The sequence below is a fragment of the Nostoc sp. CENA543 genome (genome assembly GCF_002896875.1).
Lineage (GTDB): Bacteria > Cyanobacteriota > Cyanobacteriia > Cyanobacteriales > Nostocaceae > Trichormus.
In genome coordinates this window covers 6,917,966-6,938,049 of record NZ_CP023278.1, presented here as the reverse complement: position 1 = coordinate 6,938,049, position 20,084 = coordinate 6,917,966, and the positions used below count along the sequence as shown (strand labels likewise).

The following is a 20,084-nucleotide window of genomic DNA, read 5'->3' as shown; positions in this document are numbered from 1 at the left end:
TAGATTATGGCAACTGGTCGTCGTAAAGCTAACCGCGCGAAAAAAGAAGAAACCACCTGGCAAGAACGTGTCATTCAGATTCGCCGTGTCAGCAAAGTGGTCAAAGGTGGTAAAAAACTCAGCTTCCGCGCCATTGTGGTCGTTGGTAACGAACGCGGTCAAGTAGGTGTGGGAGTAGGCAAAGCTTCCGATGTAATTGGAGCTGTGAAAAAAGGTGTCGCTGATGGAAAAAAACACCTAATTGACATCCCCATCACTAAAGCCAACTCCATTCCTCACCCCATCAATGGTGTTGGTGGTGGTGCAAAAGTGATTATGCGTCCAGCAGCTCCCGGTACTGGGGTAATCGCTGGTGGTGCTGTCCGCACCGTATTGGAATTAGCCGGAGTGCGTAACGTTCTGGCTAAACAACTTGGCTCAAATAACCCACTCAACAATGCTAGAGCCGCAGTCAACGCCTTATCTACCCTGCGTACCTTAACCGAAGTCGCTGAAGACCGGGGCATTGCTATTGAAAAACTCTACGTTCAGTAGAGTAACTGTTACAAAATTCTTCTGTAAACAGGTATCAATTACACCATGAGAATCAACGATCTAAAGCCCCAAAAAGGCTCGAAAAAGCGCGGTCGCCGTGTCGGTAGAGGTATTGCAGCTGGACAAGGTGCCAGTGCCGGTGCCGGGATGAGAGGTCAAAAGGCTCGCTCAGGTAGCAGCACTAGACCAGGATTTGAAGGGGGTCAACAGCCATTGTACCGCCGCATACCTAAACTCAAAGGCTTTCCTTTAGTTAATCGTAAAATTTACACTACGATTAATGTAGAGAAGCTCGCCTCTCTTCCTGCCAACACAGAAGTAACATTGGAATCCTTAAAAGCAGCAGGTATTCTCACTGCTGTCAAAGGCCCATTGAAAATTTTGGGCAATGGGGAATTAGGTGTGGCACTGACAGTGAAAGCAGCAGCTTTTACAGGTCAAGCTCGGAGCAAAATTGAGGCCGCTGGAGGGAGTTGTGAAGTTTTAGGTTGAGCCAGAACAGCGCACTTAAAATACTAGTCAACTTGCTTCCGGTGCCTGGTTCACGATAAAGGTAGCACTCTATGATCAGTCGAGATAAAGCCCCAACGGCTCAAGAAACTTTTATGCAGATGGCACAAGCAGCTGGACTGAGAGGTAGGCTGCTTGTCACTGTCGGTATTTTAATTTTGGTTCGCTTGGGTATATTTTTACCCGTACCAGGAATTGATAGAGCTAGGTTCGCTGAAGCTATATCGGGCAATAATTCTATATTCGGTTTGTTGGATATTTTCTCTGGACGGGGACTTTCCACTTTAGGGGTCTTTGCTTTAGGGATTCTGCCCTTTATTAATGCGTCCATTATTATCCAATTACTAACAGCGGCCATTCCATCTTTAGAAAATTTACAAAAAAACGAAGGCGAAGCTGGTCGGCGGAAAATTTCCCAAATCACACGCTACGTTTCTCTCGGTTGGGCGATTATACAAAGTACGGCATTTTCGGCTTTGTTTCTCCAACAGTTTGCCTTAAACCCTGGGCCAATATTTGTAGCGGAAACAGCGATCGCCCTCACGGCTGGTTCAATGTTTGTGATGTGGGCATCGGAACTGATCACTGAACGAGGCATTGGCAACGGTGCATCATTGTTGATTTTTATCAACATTGTGGCTTCATTACCTAAATCCTTGGGCAATACGATTGAGTTAGTGCAAGTGCGGGGTCAGGAAATTGTCGGTAGCGTGATTGTGCTAGTGTTACTATTCCTAGCCACAATTGTCGGTATTGTGTTTGTGCAGGAAGGCATTCGTCGCATACCAATTATTTCGGCTCGTCGTCAAGTTGGTAGACGCGTTTTAGCGGAGCAACGCAGCTATCTACCTCTGCGACTCAATCAAGGCGGTGTGATGCCGATTATTTTTGCTGCTGCTATCCTCAGCTTGCCATCACTGATCGCTAACGTGACCAAAAATGAAGCAGTGACCAGAATTGTCAGCAATTATTTGAGTCCTAATGGGCCTAATTCCTGGCTGTACACTCTAGTCTACTTTGTGTCCATTATTTTCTTTAGCTACTTCTACTCTTCTTTGATCGTCAATCCAGTTGATGTTGCACAGAACTTGAAGAAAATGGGTTCTAGTATTCCAGGGATTCGTCCAGGGAAAGCAACTAGCGAGTATATTGAGCGCGTAATTAATCGGCTGACTTTTCTAGGTGCATTGTTTTTGGGTTTAGTGGCAATTATCCCCACAGCTGTAGAAAGCAATCTGCCAGTTAAAACATTCCAAGGCATAGGGGCTACTTCCTTACTGATTATAGTGGGTGTGGCTATAGATACTGCCAAACAGATCCAAACTTACGTAATTTCTCAGCGATATGAAGGGATGGTGAAGCAATAGTGACGCGACTAATCTTCTTGGGGCCGCCGGGTGCAGGAAAAGGAACTCAAGCTCAAATTATGGCAGAACACTTAAATATTCCTCATATTTCTACGGGGGATATATTGAGGCAAGCCATGAAAGAGCAAACTCCTTTAGGAATTAAAGCTCAAAGTTATGTTGATAGCGGAGATTTAGTTCCTGACCAGTTGGTTCAAGACCTTGTGGCAGAACGTCTAGAACAAGCAGATGCTCAGTCTGGTTGGATTTTAGATGGGTTTCCCCGCAAGGTGACGCAAGCAGCCTTTTTAGAGGAATTACTGCAAACAACTGGTCAAGGCGGCGAAAAAGTAGTCAATTTAGATGCTCCAGATGCCGTGGTCGTAGCAAGACTGCTGTCTAGAGGACGTAAGGACGATAGCGAAGAAGTGATTCGCCACCGCCTAGAAGTCTATCGCCATGAAACAGCACCTTTAATTGATTACTATCGCGATCGCCATAAACTCTTGACAGTCAACGGTGATCAATCCCAAGCAGAAGTCACTCACGCATTGAAAGCCACTTTAGAAAACAGAGAATAGGGAATCAGGAATAGGGAATAGAGAATTAACCACTCTCAACTTCCCACTCCCAACTCCCCAGCAGATAGCTAAGATATATTAAGAAACTGTTGATATATTTGTCATAATGTGTTCTGTTGCAGAACAATACTGCGAAAGAACAAACAACTATTGAGTTGAGGGAAAAACTTGTCTAAACAAGATTTGATTGAAATGGAAGGTACAGTCACAGAATCATTGCCCAATGCGATGTTTCGGGTAGACTTGGACAATGGATTTAACGTCTTAGCACATATTTCTGGGAAAATTCGCCGCAATTACATCAAAATTCTGCCTGGCGATCGCGTCAAAGTAGAATTGACTCCTTATGATCTTACCAAGGGCAGAATCACCTACCGATTGCGGAAAAAGTAGATATACGTATAGAAGTCTACCACAAAAAAAATTATTTGGGTGTTACCCATTTACTTAATTGGATAAATTTTTCTAGAAATGCTATAATTTAATATTTGGAGTCATTTGCAAACGACATGAAAGTCAGAGCTTCAGTCAAGAAAATTTGTGAAAAGTGTAACGTGATCAAACGCCGTGGTCGCGTCATGGTGATTTGCATCAACCCCAAACACAAACAACGTCAAGGGTAATGTGATTGAAAGTGCTGAGTGTTGAGTGGAAAACGAAACTTGAGCATTAATGCTATTTGGCAGTTCCGAGGAACGGGTTCTGTTAGTAGTCGGGGAAGGCATCCCCCAAGGAAGTAAAGTATCTCACTCATAACTCAGCACTTGTAACTCAGCACTGATTCACTGAGTTAGCGTTTTCCACCAGTAATTGCAGTAACAATAGGGAGAATTAATTGTGGCACGTATTGCCGGAGTAGACCTGCCACGCGACAAACGCGTTGAAATTGGTCTCACTTATATCTACGGAATTGGATTAACCAGATCACAACAAATTCTGGCGGATACAGGAGTTAATCCTGATACCCGTGTTAAAGAACTGAGTGATGCTGATATCGCAGCTTTGCGTGCGGAAATCGAAAGCAACTATCAAGTTGAAGGTGACTTGCGACGCTGGGAAGCGATGAATATCAAGCGATTGGTTGACATCGGTACCTATAGAGGTCGTCGTCACCGTATGGGCTTGCCAGTCAGAGGTCAAAGAACCCGTACCAATGCTAGAACCCGTCGAGGCAGACGGCAGACTGTAGCAGGTAAGAAGAAAGCTCCTGGTAAGTAAATTTCGTATACTTGCTGCTGATCTCAGCAAGTTTTCCCCTAGATTAACTAAACGAATATGGCAAGACAACCAACTAAAAAAACTGGCAGCAAGAAACAAAAACGTAACGTCCCCAACGGGATGGCTTACATCCAGTCTACTTTCAACAATAGCATTGTCACTATTACCGATCAAAACGGAGATGTGATCTCCTGGGCTAGTGCAGGTTCTAGTGGATTCAAAGGGGCTAAGAAAGGAACTCCCTTTGCTGCCCAAACTGCTGCTGAAAGTGCTGCCCGTCGAGCTATCGACCAAGGAATGCGCCAAATTGAGGTCATGGTGAGTGGCCCAGGAGCAGGACGAGAAACTGCAATTCGTGCATTGCAAGGTGCAGGACTGGAAATTACACTCATTCGGGATATCACTCCCATTCCTCACAATGGTTGCCGTCCACCCAAACGCCGCCGAGTCTAAACACTTAAGCTATTGGCCATTGAGGGTAAGACGTTTCATCAACAGCAATCACCTGTAAATAGTGCTGGTAAGTTAGTGAACAACCTGCCAAGCAGGGTGATAGCTGGAGCTATTCCGACGGCTGGAGTGATCAAAAGCATATCAGCTCTTCCACTGGGGAGGGCTGTTAAGGTTACAATCGCTCACAACTATAATGAATGCCCGTAAGCTCAGTAGGTGTGTCAAATTTAGCGAATTTCTCAAATTTGGCAGTTTGATCCACCAAAAGCAGGCCCAAGGCAATAAATTAAATTCCAGAGGCAATCAACTTGCCTGCTAGCAGCACCTTAAATAAGGGAGGCTACTCCGTGGCGCAATTTCAAATTGAATGTGTAGAGTCCAGTACAGAAGAAAGTCGGAGTCATTACAGTAAGTTTATCTTAGAACCTCTAGAACGTGGTCAAGGCACAACAGTTGGCAACGCTCTACGTCGGGTTTTACTTTCAAATTTAGAAGGAACAGCAGTTACAGCCGTCAGAATTGCTGGGGTTACTCACGAGTTTGCCACAGTTCCAGGCGTGCGGGAAGATGTCCTAGATATCTTGATGCGAATGAAGGATGTGATTCTCAAGAGTTACTCCTCTCAACCCCAAATCGGTCGATTGTTGGTGAATGGGCCAGCAACCGTGACATCGGCACATTTTGATTTGCCAAGTGAAGTCGAAGTCATTGATCCTACCCAGTATATCGCCACCGTTGCCGAGGGAGGCAAACTGGAAATGGAATTTCGCATTGAGAGAGGCAAAGGGTATCGCACTGTAGAAAGGGGGCGTGAAGAAGCCACATCCCTAGACTTTTTGCAAATCGACTCAGTATTTATGCCCGTACGAAAAGTCAACTACAGCGTTGAAGAAGCGCGTGGAGATGGTTCGATTCCCAAAGACAGGCTGCTTTTAGAAGTCTGGACGAATGGTGGTCTTTCACCCCAAGAAGCACTATCTTCAGCAGCTGGGATTTTGGTAGACCTATTTAATCCCCTGAAAGATATCTCCCTTGAACCTACAGATACAAGTTCAGAGATTCCTGACGACCCCACAGCGCAAATCCCCATTGAAGAGTTACAACTTTCTGTGCGGGCTTACAACTGTCTCAAGCGAGCGCAGGTTAACTCTGTGGCAGACTTGTTGGATTACACCCAAGAAGATTTGTTAGAGATTAAGAACTTCGGACAGAAGTCAGCAGAAGAGGTAGTGGAAGCACTGCAACGCCGTCTAGGTATTACTTTACCGCAAGAAAGAAGCTCTAAACACAGCTAAACCAACACCGTTAATTATTTCAAAGTAGATTTTTATGCGTCACCGTTGCCGGGTTAAAAAACTGAGTAAACCAGCTGACCAGCGTCGCGCTTTACTGCGATCGCTCACCACCGAACTGATTCGTCATGGTAAGATTACCACTACTTTAGTCCGCGCCAAGGTCTTGCGCTCTGAAGTAGATAAAATGATTACTCTGGCTAAAGACGGTTCATTAACAGCACGTCGTCAAGCTTTAGGCTATATCTACGACAAACAGCTAGTTCATGCTCTATTTGAGCAAGCCCCCACACGCTACGCCAATCGTCAAGGTGGTTACACCCGCATTCTCCACACCATTCCCCGCCGTGGAGATAATGCGGAAATGGCAATCATCGAACTAGTGTAGAGAAGGCAGGAGGCAGAAGGCAAGAGGCAGAAGGCAAGAGGAAAAACCTATTATTTTTACTCAGCACTCATAACTCAGCACTCAGCACTGCCCAAAATCCTATGTTAGCGAGCCACCAACCAGAACCAACTCAGCGAGTCGCCTTAGTAATTCAATACTTAGGCACTCATTTTCATGGTTGGCAACGGCAAAAGCAACATCGCACAGTCCAAGAAGAAATCGAGACAGCGATCGCTAATATATTGGGACATCATGTCACACTCCACGGTGCAGGACGCACCGATAGCGGAGTCCATGCTGCGGCACAAGTAGCCCATTTTGATGCAGCAAGTTTGATTCCGGCACATAGGTGGGCAGCAATTTTAAATAGTTATTTGCCCGACGATATATTAATCAGGGCTTCAGCAAGTGTCAACGACCGTTGGCACGCCCGTTTTAGTGCAGCGTATCGGCGGTATCGCTACACCATTTATACTGAAGGTTGTCCCAACTTGTTTGTCAAACCCTTCAGTTGGCATTATTATCATCCGCCTTTAGATGAATCACTCATGCAAGCTGCCTTAAAACCACTTTTGGGAAAGCATGACTTAGCAGCTTTTCATCGCGCTGGGTCAAAGCGATCGCATTCCTGGGTGGAAGTGCAAGCAGTAGAGTGTCATCGTCAAGGGTCGTTTATCCATATTGAAATTCAAGCAGATGGATTTTTATATGGCATGGTGCGGTTGTTAGTAGGGATGCTAGCACAGGTAGGTTCTGGACAAAGAACCCTCGCTAGTTTCACCGACATCTGGAAAGAGCAACGCCGCCAAGAAGTCAAGTATGCTGCACCACCGCAAGGCTTATGTCTATTGCGAGTCGGCTACCCTGACTTTCCCTTTTCCCCTGATGTTTGGTATGACACCATGCCAAAATTAGTGATTAGTCAAGAGTCAACGGTCAATAGTCAACTGCTCTAACTATTGACTATGGACTCCAAAAAAAATGACAAAGGATAATACACAATGATGAGTAAAACCTACCTTCCTCCTCAAGACTCTCTTGAGCATGAGTGGTACGTAGTAGATGCCACAGATAAACGTCTCGGTCGCCTCGCCAGCGAAGTCGCAATGGTTTTAAGAGGCAAAAACAAACCTCACTATACCCCCCACTTAGACACAGGGGACTTTGTAATTGTCATCAATGCTGAGAAAGTCGCAGTTACAGGCAAAAAACGGACACAGAAACTCTACCGTCGTCACTCTGGCCGTCCTGGTGGAATGAAGACTGAAACCTTTGCCAAACTGCAACAGCGTTTACCAGAAAGAATTGTGGAACACGCCATCAAAGGTATGTTACCTAAAAATAGCTTGGGTAAGCAGTTATTTACTAAACTGAAAGTCTACGCAGGGCCTACACATCCCCACGCAGCGCAAAAACCCAAAGAACTCAACATTAATACAATTCCTGGAGCAGAAAGTTAATGGTAGTAGCAGAAGCAAATAGCGGCCGCGCCGTGTACTGGGGTACTGGTCGCCGTAAATCCGCAGTCGCACGGGTGCGTCTCGTTCCTGGTAGCGGTCAATTGATTGTCAACGGCAAACCTGGAGACTTATATTTCCAGTTCAATGCCAATTATTTAGGAGTCATCAAAGCTCCTTTAGAAACCTTGGGACTAGAAAACGAGTACGACATTCTAGTTAAAGCAGAAGGCGGCGGTTTGACCGGACAAGCCGACTCTGTACGCTTGGGAATAGCTCGCGCTTTATGCCAACTAGACCCCGAAAACCGTCCACCCCTCAAGGTTGAAGGCTACTTGACTCGTGACCCCCGTTCCAAAGAACGGAAAAAATATGGTCTACACAAAGCTCGCAAAGCTCCTCAATACTCCAAGCGTTAAGGAATTGGGGATCGGGGATTGGGTACTGGGTATTGGGAAAAATTTCAAATTCCTAGTCCCCAGTCCTTAAGACCTAGTACCTAAATACAAGCAAAAAGTTATAATTTTTATAGATTCACCACAAAAGGAACAATGGCTAAACCTGATATTCATCCCCAGTGGTATCCAGAAGCAAAAGTTTATTGCAACGGTCAAGTTGTAATGACTGTTGGTTCTACCAAACCCGAATTACACGTAGATGTTTGGTCTGGAAACCACCCCTTTTACACTGGTACTCAGAAAATTATTGACACCGAAGGACGCGTGGAAAGATTCCTTCGCAAATACGGTATGTCTGGCAATCAAGGCGACAAAAAGAAAAAGTAGCTGGTTGGCTCTGCTGTTAACGACGACCCTGCGGATGCTGGGTCGATTGTCATTTAATGCCTGAGCCAACTTGTTATTTTTAAGGAGCGTTGCACTGATATGGCTGAAACATACTTACTGGAGAAACTGAGATCCGTTGAACAAACCTTCAATGAATTGACTCGTCGCCTAGCTGACCCTGATACTGCTCAAAATCCTGATGAGTATCAAAAAATTGCTAAGTCTCGTTCTTCTTTGGAAGAAGTCGTCAATACCTACGACACTTGGAAAACAGCACAAGAAGAATTAGTCGGGGCGCGTCAGGTACTCAAAGAGGCAAACGGCGATCCTGAGTTGCAAGAAATGGCAGCTTTGGAAGTAAAAGAATTAGAAGAAAAAATCGAATATTTAGAAACCCGCTTGAAGGTGTTGCTCCTACCCCGCGACCCCAATGATGATAAAAACATCATGTTGGAAATTCGGGCTGGGACTGGTGGTGACGAAGCAAGTATCTGGGCGGGAGATTTACTGCGGATGTATTCTCGCTATGCTGATACTCAAGGTTGGCGAGTCAAGTTAGTGAGTGAATCTCTGGGTGAAATGGGCGGCTTCAAAGAAGTGATCCTGGAAATTCAAGGCGAGAGTGTCTACAGTAAGCTGAAATTTGAAGCTGGTGTTCATCGAGTGCAGCGCGTACCGGCCACGGAAGCTGGGGGAAGGGTTCACACCTCCACAGCTACAGTCGCAATTATGCCAGAGGTCGATGATGTAGAAGTTCACATTGACCCGAAAGATATTGAAATGACCACAGCACGTTCCGGTGGTGCGGGTGGACAAAACGTCAACAAAGTGGAAACTGCGGTTGACTTGATGCACAAACCAACGGGAATTCGGATTTTCTGTACAGAAGAACGCAGCCAGTTGCAAAACAAAGAACGGGCGATGCAAATTCTGCGGGCGAAACTATATGAAATGAAGTTGCGGGAACAGCAAGAAGAAGTAACTTCGATGCGGCGATCGCAAGTTGGTACAGGATCGCGATCGGAAAAAATCCGCACTTATAACTATAAAGATAACCGCGCCACCGACCACCGTTTAGGTCAAAACTTCTCCCTTAACCCTGTTTTAGAAGGGGATATCGAAGACCTCATCCAATCTTGTATTTCTCAAGACCAGCAAGAAAGATTAGCAGAGTTAGCGGCTTCTGGTACGAATTAGGGGTATAGGGGTTTAAGGGTGTAGGGGTATAGGGGTTTAGTAAATATTTAACGCGATGTGCGACTTCTTCTGGAAACCCCTCTCCAAACCTCTCCCCTGCAACTGTAGAGACGTTGCATGCAACGTCTCTACTTTGATTCTTGCTCCCCTTCCCTTGTAGGGAAGGGGTTGGGGGTTAGGTTTAAAGAAAAGTTGCACACGGCGTTATTTAGTATAAATTGGGTGGGGCGATCGCTCTACCCATTTTTGTATTTGGAAAAGTGCAAACTTTGGTGATCATAATTTCTCTGTAGGACTTGTTCCATAATGAAGATACAAGAGGCAGTAGAGGTAGTTATGACTGTGCAGTTATTAAGACGAAAATTTACAGTAGACCAATATCATAAAATGATTGAGTCGGGAATTCTGACAGCAGATGATCGGGTGCAACTGATACGAGGAGAAATTATTGAGATGTCACCCATTGGGACAAGACACGCCGCTTGTGTTAATCGTTTAAATAATTTATTAATACAGTTATTAGGAAAAAGTGTAATAGTTGCAGTTCAAAATCCTGTTGAACTTGATGATAGTTCTGAACCTCAGCCAGATGTCGCCTTACTCAAACCCCGTGATGATTTTTATGAAAATGCACATCCTCAACCGCAGGATATTTATTTACTAATAGAGGTTGCTGATTCCACTATTCAGTTTGATAGAGAAGTCAAAATTCCTTTATATGCAATTGCAAATATAATTGTAGTTTGGTTAATAGATATTAATGAGCAAACTATTGAAGTTTATCAACAACCAACTGCCACCGGATATCAGCAAATACAGAAATTTACTCGTGGAGAAACTTTAGTAATTCCTGGCTTTCCTAATGTCACAATCACAGTTGATGAAATCTTTGGTATATCATTATAACTTATTAAATTCAGTTCGTAGTAAGGACTTTAGTCCTGATTTGAGGACTTTAGTTCTCACCACCAACCTTGAATTTTTAAACTGCTTGTGGTTCTTTTGTTGTTAAGACTTTCATACGGTTTTCTAATGCTGCTTGTAGTCCTTCTTCCATCTCTTGAGAATATCGATAATAGGCAAATTCATATTTTAACAGATAATTTAACCTCTGCCATTCCTTCATAATTTGACAGCTAGAAATTAAACTTTCTACTTCCTTTTGCCAACGTAGAAAAATTCGGTAACTAAAAAAGCTACTGCATATATTGCCTTTAATATCCCAAAAAGAGATACAAACTTGATGTTTCAGACAATAGATTTTTTTAATTTGTTTGACGTTGTAGCCTTGAGCATTTAAAGCTGTTTGTGCTTCAGTGTGAGATATGCACCACTTTTGTGGTTTGATTTTATTAGCTGCAATTAAATTTTTATTTTTACGGCGATATTGATTAATTCTGCGTAGCTGGCGAGACATGATGCACCTGTTCTGATTACACGCACTGGTATTGCAGCCTTGAAACATTAATTCACGCTCAAGACTACTTACTTTAGAGTAACTTTACCTATTACTTTAGTTGCAATATTAAAACTTAGATTATATACATTACAGCTAAAACCAAACTCTGTCAATCAAAATGTCAACGGATAGTGTTACAACTAAATTTGTAAATACAGTTGACTAGCCATAAAAGCAGTGAACGTTGAAAGCAGACAAAAACTGATTGAAATCATTAAATCGGCTCGCGGTTCGTTGAGTCAGCGAGCCTTTGGTAAATCGCTGGGAGTTTCTGCGACTGCGGTTCAGATGTGGGAGAAGGGCGTAAAAGTGCCAGATACAGAAAATCTGGCTCAAATCGCCGCTAAAGCAGGCTACACAATGGAAGAGTTACTCTGTTGTTTAGAGGGTAAACCAGTACAAGAAATTTCTGACCTGAATTTAATTTTACGACAAATCAAGCATATGCCTCTAAGTCAAGTGGCTCTGGTAGTACAAGCGGCGGCGGATAGACTGGCGGCTGTGGCACAGTCCTCAGATGAGGAGGCAAAAGCTAGTTAAATCAATTAATTATGTAGATTTTTATGAAAAAGAATTACTTGGTGGGCAAAAATGTACTGAAAGTCAAGGATTGAAATGCTCCTTGAAGTATTCAATATTTTAAGATTTGTCCACATCTAAGGAGTAATTCAACGTGATATTAAACCCGAAAATATAATTAGGCATACAGAAGATACACAATTAGTTTTAATTGATTTTTTTGCGATCAAACAGGTGCGAAACCAATATATAATGACAGGTTCGCAAGCTAGTATATCTGTTGCTATTGTCAAACATTCACACTGAAGAATGTGAGTGAATTTTTATAGCAATAGCTTTTCCCTGACGATTCATATACCCCACTTATTCAGAAATTGGATGAGATAATACTTGCAATATTTATCCCGAATTTTACTAATGGCGACTCAGGATAAATCATTTTAAAATGGTGAGCATCAAATTTAACCAGGTGCAATGATGTCTCTACGCAATGAACCTTTAGACTGGCAAGCAAATACTCAAGATAATTATGTTCCTATCTATCATAAAGGTAATTTAGTCGGTTTTTTTAAGCAAGAATATGCGAATGAAGTTATACAATTTCTGAATGAAGATGAAGTTTTAAAGAAAGCTTTAAAAAGAGCTTGCGCCGATTTATTAAAAGTGACCGGTAAAGATATTAATTTAGTTAGTAGTTTAATCAAAAAATATATACAAGTGAGTGAACGTCCTAAGCATGGAACTAAGGCGATCGCACTTTTATTAAAAGAACGACAAGCAGAACTAGATTTGAATGATTCAGAGTTTACAAAGTTCTGTGATACCTTCAAAATTTCCCCCGCAGAATTAAACAGCATCTATGCAGGTGAAGCATTTGATGATAAGTTATTGCTACCACTCACACGCGTCCTCGGAGTTACCAAAGAGCGATTGTTAGAGGTGCGAGATGGTTTATCTACACAAAACAATACATAAGTAAAAGTTCACATATCAATAATTGTGAAAACAGACAGTATTTTTTATCGTCTCTTTCAAGAATTTCCCGATATATTCTTTGAATTGATTGGAAATTCGCCCGATGTTGCTAGCATCTACCAATTTTCGTCTATCGAAATTAAGCAAACAGCCTTTAGAATCGATGGTGTATTTGTTCCCAATGGAGAAAATGAGCAACCAATTTACTTTGTAGAAGTGCAGTTTCAAGCTGATGATGGGATTTATTCACGTCTGATGGCGGAAATATGCTTGTATCTACGTCAAAATCAACCTGTAAATGATTGGGGTGCTGTGGTTTTATACCCAAGCAGAAGTATAGACATAGGAGATATTAAACATTACAGAGAATTCTTTGTTAGTCAAAGAATCAGGCGGATTTACCTGGATGAGTTAAGCACAGGTTCACCTTTACCCATTGGTATTGCAACGGTTAAATTAATTGTGGCATCTGAAGACACAGCCATCACCACAGCAAGAAATTTAGTAGAAAGAACAAAATTAGAAATAGACTCACCAAGAAAACAACAGCAATTATTACAATTAATAGAGACTATCTTGTTGTATAAGTTGCCCACAATCACTAAAGAGGAGCTAGAGGAAATGTTTAGCCTCAGTGAGTTAAGGAATACCCGATATTTTCAGGATGTTTTCCAAGAAGGTAAAGAGGAAGGTAGAGAAGAGGGTAGAGAAGAAGGTAGAGAAGAGGGTAGAGAAGAGGGTAGAGAAGAAGGTAGAGAAGAAGGTAGAGAAGAGGGTGTGCGTATAGGCAAATTAAAAGCTGTACCGCCAATGTTAGCAGCAGGCTTGACAATAGAACAAATAGCACAAGCTCTAGAATTAAGTGTTGAGGAAGTACAGCAGGCTGTACAGGCAACAGGTGATGGGTAATAGGTGACAGAAAAGAGAGAGGAAGGTGTTTATTTCGTAGCAACAATCACTAAGGAGGAGCTAGAGGAAATGTTTAGCCTCAGTGAGTTAAGGAATACCCGATATTTTCAGGATGTTTTCCAAGAAGGTAGAGAAGAGGGTAGAGAAGAAGGTAGAGAAGAAGGCAGAGAAGAGGGTGTGCGTATAGGTAAATTAAAAGTTGTACCGCCAATGTTAGCAGCAGGCTTGACAATAGAACAAATAGCACAAGCTCTAGAATTAAGTGTTGAGGAAGTACAGCAGGCTGTACAGGCAACAGGTGACGTGTAATAGGTAACAGAAAAGAGAGAGGAAGGTGTTTATTTCGTAGCAGTTTTAGAGCGAAAATTTAGCAAGTGACTGTTTCAATTGCTCAAACAAGATTATTGTTTGTCTGAAAAGAGTTTTTGAGAGGAATTTTTGGTTAATTTTTGTTAATATTGGACACAGTGCTGGTGCTTCGTTCACAAATATCCATAATTCCTTAACTCCTAACCAAGAAAAACTCGATGCTGCGACTAGAACATATTAGTAAAATTTATCCTACTGGCGAAGTTCTCAAAGATATCAATTGGGAAGTCAAGCCAGGCGATCGCATTGGTTTAGTCGGTGTGAACGGTGCAGGAAAATCCACCCAATTGAAAATCATCATGGGGGAAATCGAACCGACGGCGGGAGACATTATCCGTCCTGCTAGTCTGCACATAGCTTATCTGAACCAAGAGTTTGAAGTAGATCCAGGCCGCACGGTTAGAGAAGAATTTTGGACTGTATTTAAAGAAGCTAACGCAGTACAACTGGCTTTGGCGCAGGTACAGCATGAGATGCAAACGGCGACTCCTGAAGAATTGGACGTGCTGATTAATAAATTAGATCGCCTACAGCGTCAGTTTGAAGCTTTAGACGGCTATGGTTTAGAAGCACGCATCGGGAAAATTCTCCCAGAAATGGGATTTGAGCCAGAAGATAGCGATCGCCTCGTAAGTGCTTTTTCTGGCGGTTGGCAAATGCGGATGAGTTTGGGTAAAATCCTCCTGCAAAAACCCGATGTCTTACTACTGGACGAACCTACGAACCACCTGGATTTAGAAACCATTGAGTGGTTAGAAAATTACCTCAAAGGTCTAACTACCCCAATGGTGATAGTTTCCCATGACCGGGAATTTCTTGACCGTCTCTGCACCCAAATTGTCGAAACTGAACGTGGTGTTTCCACAACTTATTTAGGAAATTATTCGGCTTATCTCACACAAAAAGCCGAAAATCAATCAGCACAACTGAGTGCTTACGAACGCCAGCAAAAAGAAATCGAGAAACAACAGGCGTTTGTGGATAGATTCCGTGCTAGTGCTACCCGCAGCACCCAAGCCAAAAGCCGCGAAAAGCAACTGGACAAAATCGAACGCATCGAAGCACCCACAGCTAGCGTCAGAACCTTGCATTTCCGCTTTCCCCCTGCACCCCGTAGCGGTAGAGAAGTAGTCAAAATTAAGGACTTAACCCATATCTACGGCGACAAGATTTTATTTTTGGGTGCAAATCTGTTGATTGAAAGAGGCGATCGCATCGCCTTCCTGGGTCACAATGGTGCAGGAAAATCTACCTTATTGCGAATGATTATGGGTTTAGAACCACCCACAGAAGGCAATGTAGAATTAGGCGAACATAACGTTATTCCTGGCTATTTTGAGCAGAATCAAGCGGAAGCTTTGGATTTAAATAAAACAGTCATGGAAACCATTCACGATGAAGTCCCCGACTGGAAAAATGAAGATGTCCGCACACTTTTAGGGAAGTTTTTATTTAGTGGTGACACAGTATTTAAACCAGTGGGTGCATTAAGTGGAGGCGAAAAAGCCCGTTTAGCATTAGCGAAAATGCTACTGCGTCCGGCAAACTTAATTATTTTGGATGAGCCGACAAATCACCTCGACATTCCCGCCAAGGAAATGTTAGAAGAATCACTGCAAAACTACGATGGCACAGCAATTATAGTTTCCCACGACCGCTATTTTATTTCCCAAGTGGCGAATAAAATTGTGGAAATTCGTGATGGTGAATTCCGTGTTTATTTAGGTGATTACCACTATTATCTCGAAAAAATTGCCGAAGAAAAAGAAGCAGCCAGATTAGAAGCGATCGCGGCGGAAAAAGCTGCTAAGAAAGCCGCTAAATCCGCAAAATCTGCTGCTAAGAAAAAGTAACCTCTATTGCAGTAGACAGTAGCTTGATTTCACCGCAAAATAGTAAATTTGCTATTTCTTGAGACACAAGAATGCTCCTGTGCTAATAAGTCATTATTTCAATAGCCCTACTATGATTCAGTTCGTAGTGAGGACTTTAGTCCTTGTTTGAGAGCTTTAGTTCTCACTACGAACCTTGAATTTTTACCCTATTCTCCTTATAGGAATCATATTTTATTTCTGCGAAGCTAGGTAAATCCCTACCACCTATTTCCAATCTTATCTTTTAGATTGTTTATAGCTTTTAATAACCCTACCAGAACTAACAAAAGAAATACCCTGTTGAAATTCAGTAGCAATCATCACCGCTTCTACTATCGGCTCAGAAATTTCTGTTTGAGCTACCCACTCTACAATAAAATTTGCCCCTAAACCGCCAGTAGTATCACTTCTCGACACATAAAAATCACTAGAAGCTAAAGCATCAATTTGAATAGGTTGCTCTAAATATTGCTTAACTAATTTACCATTTGAGTCATAGTAACGCACGGAAGTAATTATCAGAGGATTCATCAAATCTGTATTACGAATACTGAGGGTAGCTGCTAAATTTAAAACCTGCTGGCGGTCATCATGATAGATATGAGAATAGATAGGTACATAGAGAGTTTGACCCATTGCTATCTGAAAATTCTTATCCAGATTCACTACTTTTTGAGATGATTTAACCTGATGAGTCTGAGATTGTAATTGTGACGAACTTTCCGATGGCGTACAAGATGCAATCAGCAAGATAAACGCCATAGTTAAATAAAAATGTGGGGATAATTTCATGCAATTTATTTAATTTATTTATATATAGCTTTCAATAAAAAAATCACTTGCTTAATTTCAAGACTCAGGGTTTTTCCAAATCAATAAAAGTCGAAACTAGCTTTATCACTATTAGACGTAATTCTTGATAAACGTTATACTAACTGCACTCTTCAAAAATGCGTATATTTAGATTGCGTTTCTTCCCATCAAGTTAACACAAGCAAATCTCAAAACCCTTGTCAGATTTAATTCTCTTCATGCTGTAGCGTCCTGTGCTGTTAATTGCTGGCTTTTGTATCACAAAATGTTCGCAACAATCAATAAAATTTAAGAAAAGATAAAAAACATGGAATTATGTCATGAAAGAAGTTAATAGGCAGAAATTCACTTGCAGTGGTGGGTAGCAGTGGTATCATTCGGTTATTACAAAAAGTAAAGGGCAATTTTACTATGACCAAAGCACCTGTTGCTCCTGTGGTGCTAGTCATTTTAGACGGATGGGGCTACTGCGAGGAGAAGCGAGGAAACGCTATTATCGCTGCCAAAACGCCAGTAATGGGAAGTTTATGGGCAGCCTACCCGCATACTCTCATCCACACATCAGGGAAAGCCGTAGGATTGCCAGAGGGTCAAATGGGTAACTCGGAAGTTGGTCATTTGAACATCGGCGCAGGTCGAGTCGTACCCCAGGAATTGGTACGCATTTCTGATGCTGTGGAGGATGGTTCTATCCTCAGCAACTCAGCTCTTGTCAAAATTTGCCAGGAAGTTCGCTCTCGGAATGGCAAGCTGCATGTAGTTGGGCTGTGTTCTGAGGGTGGAGTACACTCACATATCACCCATCTGTTCGGACTACTTGACTTAGCCAAAGATCAGCGAATTTCAGAAGTTTGTATCCACGCCATCACTGATGGCCGTGACACTGCACCCACAGATGGAATTAAAGCCATCAGTGCCATAGAAGACTACATTAACCGTGTAGGCATTGGACGCATAGTAACCGTTAGTGGTCGTTACTATGCAATGGATCGCGATCGCCGTTGGGATCGAGTCCAACAAGCCTATAACGTCATGACCCAAACCGGCAACGGTGACGGTCGCAAAGCAGTGGATGTCTTACAAGCATCCTATGCCGAAGGCGTAACTGATGAATTCATTGTTCCAGTACGCATTGCTCCTGGTGCAGTCGAGCCAGGAGACGGGGTGATCTTCTTCAACTTCCGCCCTGACCGTGCTAGACAATTAACTCAAGCGTTTGTCAGCGAAGAATTTACAGGTTTTGCCAGAGAGCAAGTCAAGCCTCTGTCTTTTGTGACATTTACCCAGTACGATGGCGATTTGCCCGTAACTGTAGCCTTTGAACCACAGAATTTGAGTAATATTCTGGGTGAAGTTATCGCTAATCACGGCTTAAAGCAGTTTCGGACTGCGGAAACCGAAAAATACGCCCACGTTACCTATTTCTTTAACGGGGGTTTAGAAGAACCATTTGCGGGAGAAGACCGGGAATTAGTCAGCAGTCCAATGGTAGCGACCTATGACAAAGCCCCGGCCATGTCAGCCGCCGCCGTAACTGATGTAGCGATCGCCGCCATTGCCAAAGGCATCTACTCCTTGGTGGTGATCAACTATGCAAACCCAGATATGGTGGGTCATACTGGTCAAATGGATGCTACTGTCACAGCCATTGAAACAGTAGATAATTGTTTAGGTCGTCTGTTAGAAGGTGTGAGCAAAGCCGGTGGTACAGCTATTATTACCGCCGATCATGGCAACGCCGAGTATATGCTAGATGAAGCAGGTAATTCTTGGACGGCTCACACCACTAACCCAGTTCCTCTAATTTTAGTGGAAGGTGAAAAAGCCAAAATCCCTGGCTACGGTACAAATGTCGAATTGCGGAGTGATGGCAGACTAGCCGACATCGCACCCACGATTTTAGACATTTTACAACTACCCCAACCACCAGAAATGACTGGGCGATCGCTGCTCAAACCAGCAGAATACGACGTACAACGCCCTCGCACACCTATACCAGTAGGGTTGTAGAGAGTGCTGAGTGCTGTTAGCGGTAGCGCGGCGTTTAGCCCGTGCTGTTAGCGGAAGCGGGGCGTTTAGCCCGTGCTGAGTGGGGAGTTGGGAGTGCTAAGTGGAGAGTTGTGAGTGCTGGGTGAGGAACTCAATTCCCCACTTTCGACCTTGTCCACCTTGTCCCCAATCCCCAGTCCCCAGTCCCCAGTCCCCAACCCCGACCATATTTTAAAACTTTTGATCAAAAGAGATTGCTACCATGACAGTAACAAATATTTTGCAAGCTATTTGGGCGATTTCAGCCCTGGGTGTTATCGTTTTAGTATTACTCCATAGCCCCAAAGGTGATGGTATCGCTTCTATTGGTGGACAAGCACAGTTATTTACCAGCACCAAAAGCGCAGAAAATACCTTAAACCGCATTACTTGGGCGTTGACAGTGATTTTTCTGGGTTTAACAGTAGTTTTAAGTGCTGGTTGGCTAAAATAAGTCAAAATCTAGTTACCAAGAGCTAGGTAGATGGGGAATAATACTTCATACCCAAAACCTAATACCCTGAACAAGTTGATTAACAAGCAGTTATTAGCAGCCTTGGTATTGGCGATCGCCACGGGGCTGCTAATTGTTTTAACTAATTTCTCAGGTTTTGCTGTTTCCCTAAAATTACCTCCAGCCAAAACCCACCCGCTACCGCCTACACTGGCTCAATGGCAAGATAACACTAATAGTGGTGACTATTTCTCGCAAATAGCTACAACTGAAGTCGGTTATCTGGTGTGGTCGAAATTTCCTGTGAAAGTGTTTATTCAACGACCAACGGGAATTAATGAGCAACAGGCGCAAGTTTGGTTTAATAGTGTTTTAGATACTGTCCAAGAGTGGAATGATTTTTTACCTTTACTAGTAGTAGAGTCTTCAGACTTAGCTGATATTACCATTGAGCGCAAAACCCCGCCATTAGAGTTTTCTCGTGAAGATAGAAGTCCGCGTGCGCGTTCTGCTTTAACTCGCTACGAGTTATATACTCTTGATCATGTTTTACTGCACCGTGTCAGTATTTTATTGAGTCCTAGCCAAACTGGTCGTTATCTCTTAGCCGCTTCTCGTCACGAACTCGGTCACGCTTTGGGAATTTGGGGTCATAGTCCCCTAGAAACGGACGCGCTTTACTTTTCCCAAGTCCGCAATTCACCGTTTATTTCTCATAGAGATGTCAACACGCTAAAACGGATTTACGAACAACCTACTAGTTTAGGTTTTAGCTATTGATATCTAAATCAATATATAAATCACCAGATTCACCACCGCGACGACCTGCGTTACCCTCCCCCGCAATGGTGAGGCGATCGCCTGCTACACTATGAAGCGGAATCGCAATTTTTATTTTTCTCACTACTTGCTTTTTATCAATC

27 protein-coding genes are annotated in these 20,084 nt (G+C 43.1%); 24 read left to right on the top strand and 3 right to left on the bottom strand.

Annotation, left to right across the window (positions count from 1 at the left end; translation table 11 throughout):
- Nucleotides 1-6: 6 nt before the first annotated feature.
- The 16 genes from rpsE to CLI64_RS29130 all read left to right on the top strand — a co-directional run bounded on the left by rpsE (nt 7) and on the right by CLI64_RS29130 (nt 10,667).
- Nucleotides 7-534: a 30S ribosomal protein S5 gene (gene rpsE, locus CLI64_RS29205; protein ID WP_103140473.1), complete on the top strand. Its 528-nt coding sequence runs from the start codon at nt 7-9 to the stop codon at nt 532-534.
- Between the two features lie 45 nt (nt 535-579).
- Nucleotides 580-1,026 carry a 50S ribosomal protein L15 gene (gene rplO / locus CLI64_RS29200; protein WP_103140472.1) on the top strand — a complete coding sequence of 149 codons (447 nt, stop codon included), beginning with the start codon at nt 580-582 and terminating at the stop codon, nt 1,024-1,026.
- Nucleotides 1,027-1,097: 71 nt separating this feature from the next.
- Nucleotides 1,098-2,411, top strand: coding sequence for a preprotein translocase subunit SecY (gene secY, locus CLI64_RS29195; protein WP_103140471.1), 1,314 nt, complete (start codon nt 1,098-1,100; stop codon nt 2,409-2,411).
- Nucleotides 2,411-2,971 (top strand): adenylate kinase, encoded by a 561-nt coding sequence (locus tag CLI64_RS29190; RefSeq protein ID WP_103140470.1) that lies wholly within the window; start codon nt 2,411-2,413, stop codon nt 2,969-2,971. Before secY ends, CLI64_RS29190 begins: the two co-directional genes overlap by 1 nt.
- Nucleotides 2,972-3,139: 168 nt before the next feature.
- Nucleotides 3,140-3,364 carry a translation initiation factor IF-1 gene (gene infA, locus CLI64_RS29185; protein WP_006276978.1) on the top strand — a complete coding sequence of 75 codons (225 nt, stop codon included), beginning with the start codon at nt 3,140-3,142 and terminating at the stop codon, nt 3,362-3,364.
- A gap of 116 nt (nt 3,365-3,480) precedes the next feature.
- Nucleotides 3,481-3,594: a 50S ribosomal protein L36 gene (rpmJ, locus tag CLI64_RS29180; RefSeq protein WP_082803684.1), complete on the top strand. Its 114-nt coding sequence runs from the start codon at nt 3,481-3,483 to the stop codon at nt 3,592-3,594.
- Between the two features lie 214 nt (nt 3,595-3,808).
- Nucleotides 3,809-4,189 (top strand): 30S ribosomal protein S13, encoded by a 381-nt coding sequence (gene rpsM / locus CLI64_RS29175; protein WP_103140469.1) that lies wholly within the window; start codon nt 3,809-3,811, stop codon nt 4,187-4,189.
- Nucleotides 4,190-4,246: 57 nt separating this feature from the next.
- Nucleotides 4,247-4,642 (top strand): 30S ribosomal protein S11, encoded by a 396-nt coding sequence (gene rpsK, locus CLI64_RS29170; RefSeq protein ID WP_096558115.1) that lies wholly within the window; start codon nt 4,247-4,249, stop codon nt 4,640-4,642.
- Between the two features lie 347 nt (nt 4,643-4,989).
- Nucleotides 4,990-5,937, top strand: a complete 948-nt coding sequence (locus CLI64_RS29165) for a DNA-directed RNA polymerase subunit alpha (RefSeq protein WP_103140468.1) — start codon at nt 4,990-4,992, stop codon at nt 5,935-5,937.
- A gap of 34 nt (nt 5,938-5,971) precedes the next feature.
- Nucleotides 5,972-6,322 carry a 50S ribosomal protein L17 gene (gene rplQ, locus CLI64_RS29160; RefSeq protein WP_103140467.1) on the top strand — a complete coding sequence of 117 codons (351 nt, stop codon included), beginning with the start codon at nt 5,972-5,974 and terminating at the stop codon, nt 6,320-6,322.
- A 101-nt stretch (nt 6,323-6,423) separates the two neighbouring features.
- Nucleotides 6,424-7,278 carry a tRNA pseudouridine(38-40) synthase TruA gene (truA, locus tag CLI64_RS29155; RefSeq protein ID WP_103140466.1) on the top strand — a complete coding sequence of 285 codons (855 nt, stop codon included), beginning with the start codon at nt 6,424-6,426 and terminating at the stop codon, nt 7,276-7,278.
- A gap of 48 nt (nt 7,279-7,326) precedes the next feature.
- Nucleotides 7,327-7,782, top strand: coding sequence for a 50S ribosomal protein L13 (gene rplM, locus CLI64_RS29150; RefSeq protein WP_103140465.1), 456 nt, complete (start codon nt 7,327-7,329; stop codon nt 7,780-7,782).
- Entirely contained in the window at nt 7,782-8,198 is a 417-nt protein-coding gene (gene rpsI, locus CLI64_RS29145) for a 30S ribosomal protein S9 (protein WP_103140464.1), read from the top strand. Before rplM ends, rpsI begins: the two co-directional genes overlap by 1 nt.
- A 132-nt stretch (nt 8,199-8,330) precedes the next feature.
- Entirely contained in the window at nt 8,331-8,564 is a 234-nt protein-coding gene (gene rpmE, locus CLI64_RS29140; RefSeq protein WP_103140463.1) for a 50S ribosomal protein L31, read from the top strand.
- 99 nt (nt 8,565-8,663) lie between these two features.
- Entirely contained in the window at nt 8,664-9,761 is a 1,098-nt protein-coding gene (prfA, locus tag CLI64_RS29135; protein ID WP_103140462.1) for a peptide chain release factor 1, read from the top strand.
- A gap of 336 nt (nt 9,762-10,097) precedes the next feature.
- The gene (locus tag CLI64_RS29130) at nt 10,098-10,667 is read left to right on the top strand and encodes a Uma2 family endonuclease (protein WP_103140461.1); all 570 of its coding nucleotides are present in this window, start codon (nt 10,098-10,100) and stop codon (nt 10,665-10,667) included.
- 76 nt (nt 10,668-10,743) lie between these two features.
- On the opposite strand, the gene CLI64_RS29125 is transcribed toward CLI64_RS29130, so the two are convergent.
- A complete protein-coding gene (locus CLI64_RS29125) occupies nt 10,744-11,178 on the bottom strand; it encodes a hypothetical protein (protein WP_103140460.1) in 435 nt (144 codons plus the stop codon).
- A 219-nt stretch (nt 11,179-11,397) separates the two neighbouring features.
- Here CLI64_RS29125 and CLI64_RS29120 point away from each other — a divergent pair, with 219 nt between their 5' ends.
- The 5 genes from CLI64_RS29120 (at nt 11,398) to CLI64_RS29100 (ending at nt 15,845) form a co-directional block, all read left to right on the top strand.
- Nucleotides 11,398-11,760, top strand: a complete 363-nt coding sequence (locus CLI64_RS29120; protein WP_103140459.1) for a helix-turn-helix domain-containing protein — start codon at nt 11,398-11,400, stop codon at nt 11,758-11,760.
- A gap of 453 nt (nt 11,761-12,213) precedes the next feature.
- On the top strand, nt 12,214-12,714 hold the full coding sequence (locus CLI64_RS29115; protein ID WP_308418374.1) for a hypothetical protein: 501 nt from the start codon (nt 12,214-12,216) through the stop codon (nt 12,712-12,714).
- A 24-nt stretch (nt 12,715-12,738) separates the two neighbouring features.
- Nucleotides 12,739-13,623, top strand: coding sequence for an Rpn family recombination-promoting nuclease/putative transposase (locus CLI64_RS29110; protein WP_103140457.1), 885 nt, complete (start codon nt 12,739-12,741; stop codon nt 13,621-13,623).
- A 3-nt stretch (nt 13,624-13,626) separates the two neighbouring features.
- Nucleotides 13,627-13,932: an Rpn family recombination-promoting nuclease/putative transposase gene (locus tag CLI64_RS29105; RefSeq protein WP_103140456.1), complete on the top strand. Its 306-nt coding sequence runs from the start codon at nt 13,627-13,629 to the stop codon at nt 13,930-13,932.
- Nucleotides 13,933-14,150: 218 nt separating this feature from the next.
- Nucleotides 14,151-15,845 carry an ABC-F family ATP-binding cassette domain-containing protein gene (locus CLI64_RS29100; protein ID WP_103140455.1) on the top strand — a complete coding sequence of 565 codons (1,695 nt, stop codon included), beginning with the start codon at nt 14,151-14,153 and terminating at the stop codon, nt 15,843-15,845.
- Nucleotides 15,846-16,103: 258 nt separating this feature from the next.
- Here CLI64_RS29100 and CLI64_RS29095 read toward each other — a convergent pair whose 3' ends face one another.
- Complete coding sequence (locus CLI64_RS29095; RefSeq protein ID WP_103140454.1) at nt 16,104-16,658, bottom strand: DUF3124 domain-containing protein; 555 nt, start codon at nt 16,656-16,658, stop codon at nt 16,104-16,106.
- 432 nt (nt 16,659-17,090) lie between these two features.
- Here CLI64_RS29095 and gpmI point away from each other — a divergent pair, with 432 nt between their 5' ends.
- From gpmI to CLI64_RS29080, 3 genes are all read left to right on the top strand, one after another.
- The gene (gene gpmI, locus CLI64_RS29090; RefSeq protein ID WP_103140926.1) at nt 17,091-18,689 is read left to right on the top strand and encodes a 2,3-bisphosphoglycerate-independent phosphoglycerate mutase; all 1,599 of its coding nucleotides are present in this window, start codon (nt 17,091-17,093) and stop codon (nt 18,687-18,689) included.
- 241 nt (nt 18,690-18,930) lie between these two features.
- The gene (gene secG / locus CLI64_RS29085; RefSeq protein WP_103140453.1) at nt 18,931-19,161 is read left to right on the top strand and encodes a preprotein translocase subunit SecG; all 231 of its coding nucleotides are present in this window, start codon (nt 18,931-18,933) and stop codon (nt 19,159-19,161) included.
- A gap of 75 nt (nt 19,162-19,236) precedes the next feature.
- Complete coding sequence (locus CLI64_RS29080) at nt 19,237-19,941, top strand: peptidase (protein WP_308418373.1); 705 nt, start codon at nt 19,237-19,239, stop codon at nt 19,939-19,941.
- Here the strand turns inward: CLI64_RS29080 and CLI64_RS32065 are convergent.
- Entirely contained in the window at nt 19,931-20,065 is a 135-nt protein-coding gene (locus tag CLI64_RS32065; protein WP_264082479.1) for a DnaJ C-terminal domain-containing protein, read from the bottom strand. The two genes, CLI64_RS29080 and CLI64_RS32065, sit on opposite strands and share 11 nt — an antisense overlap.
- Nucleotides 20,066-20,084: the final 19 nt, after the last annotated feature.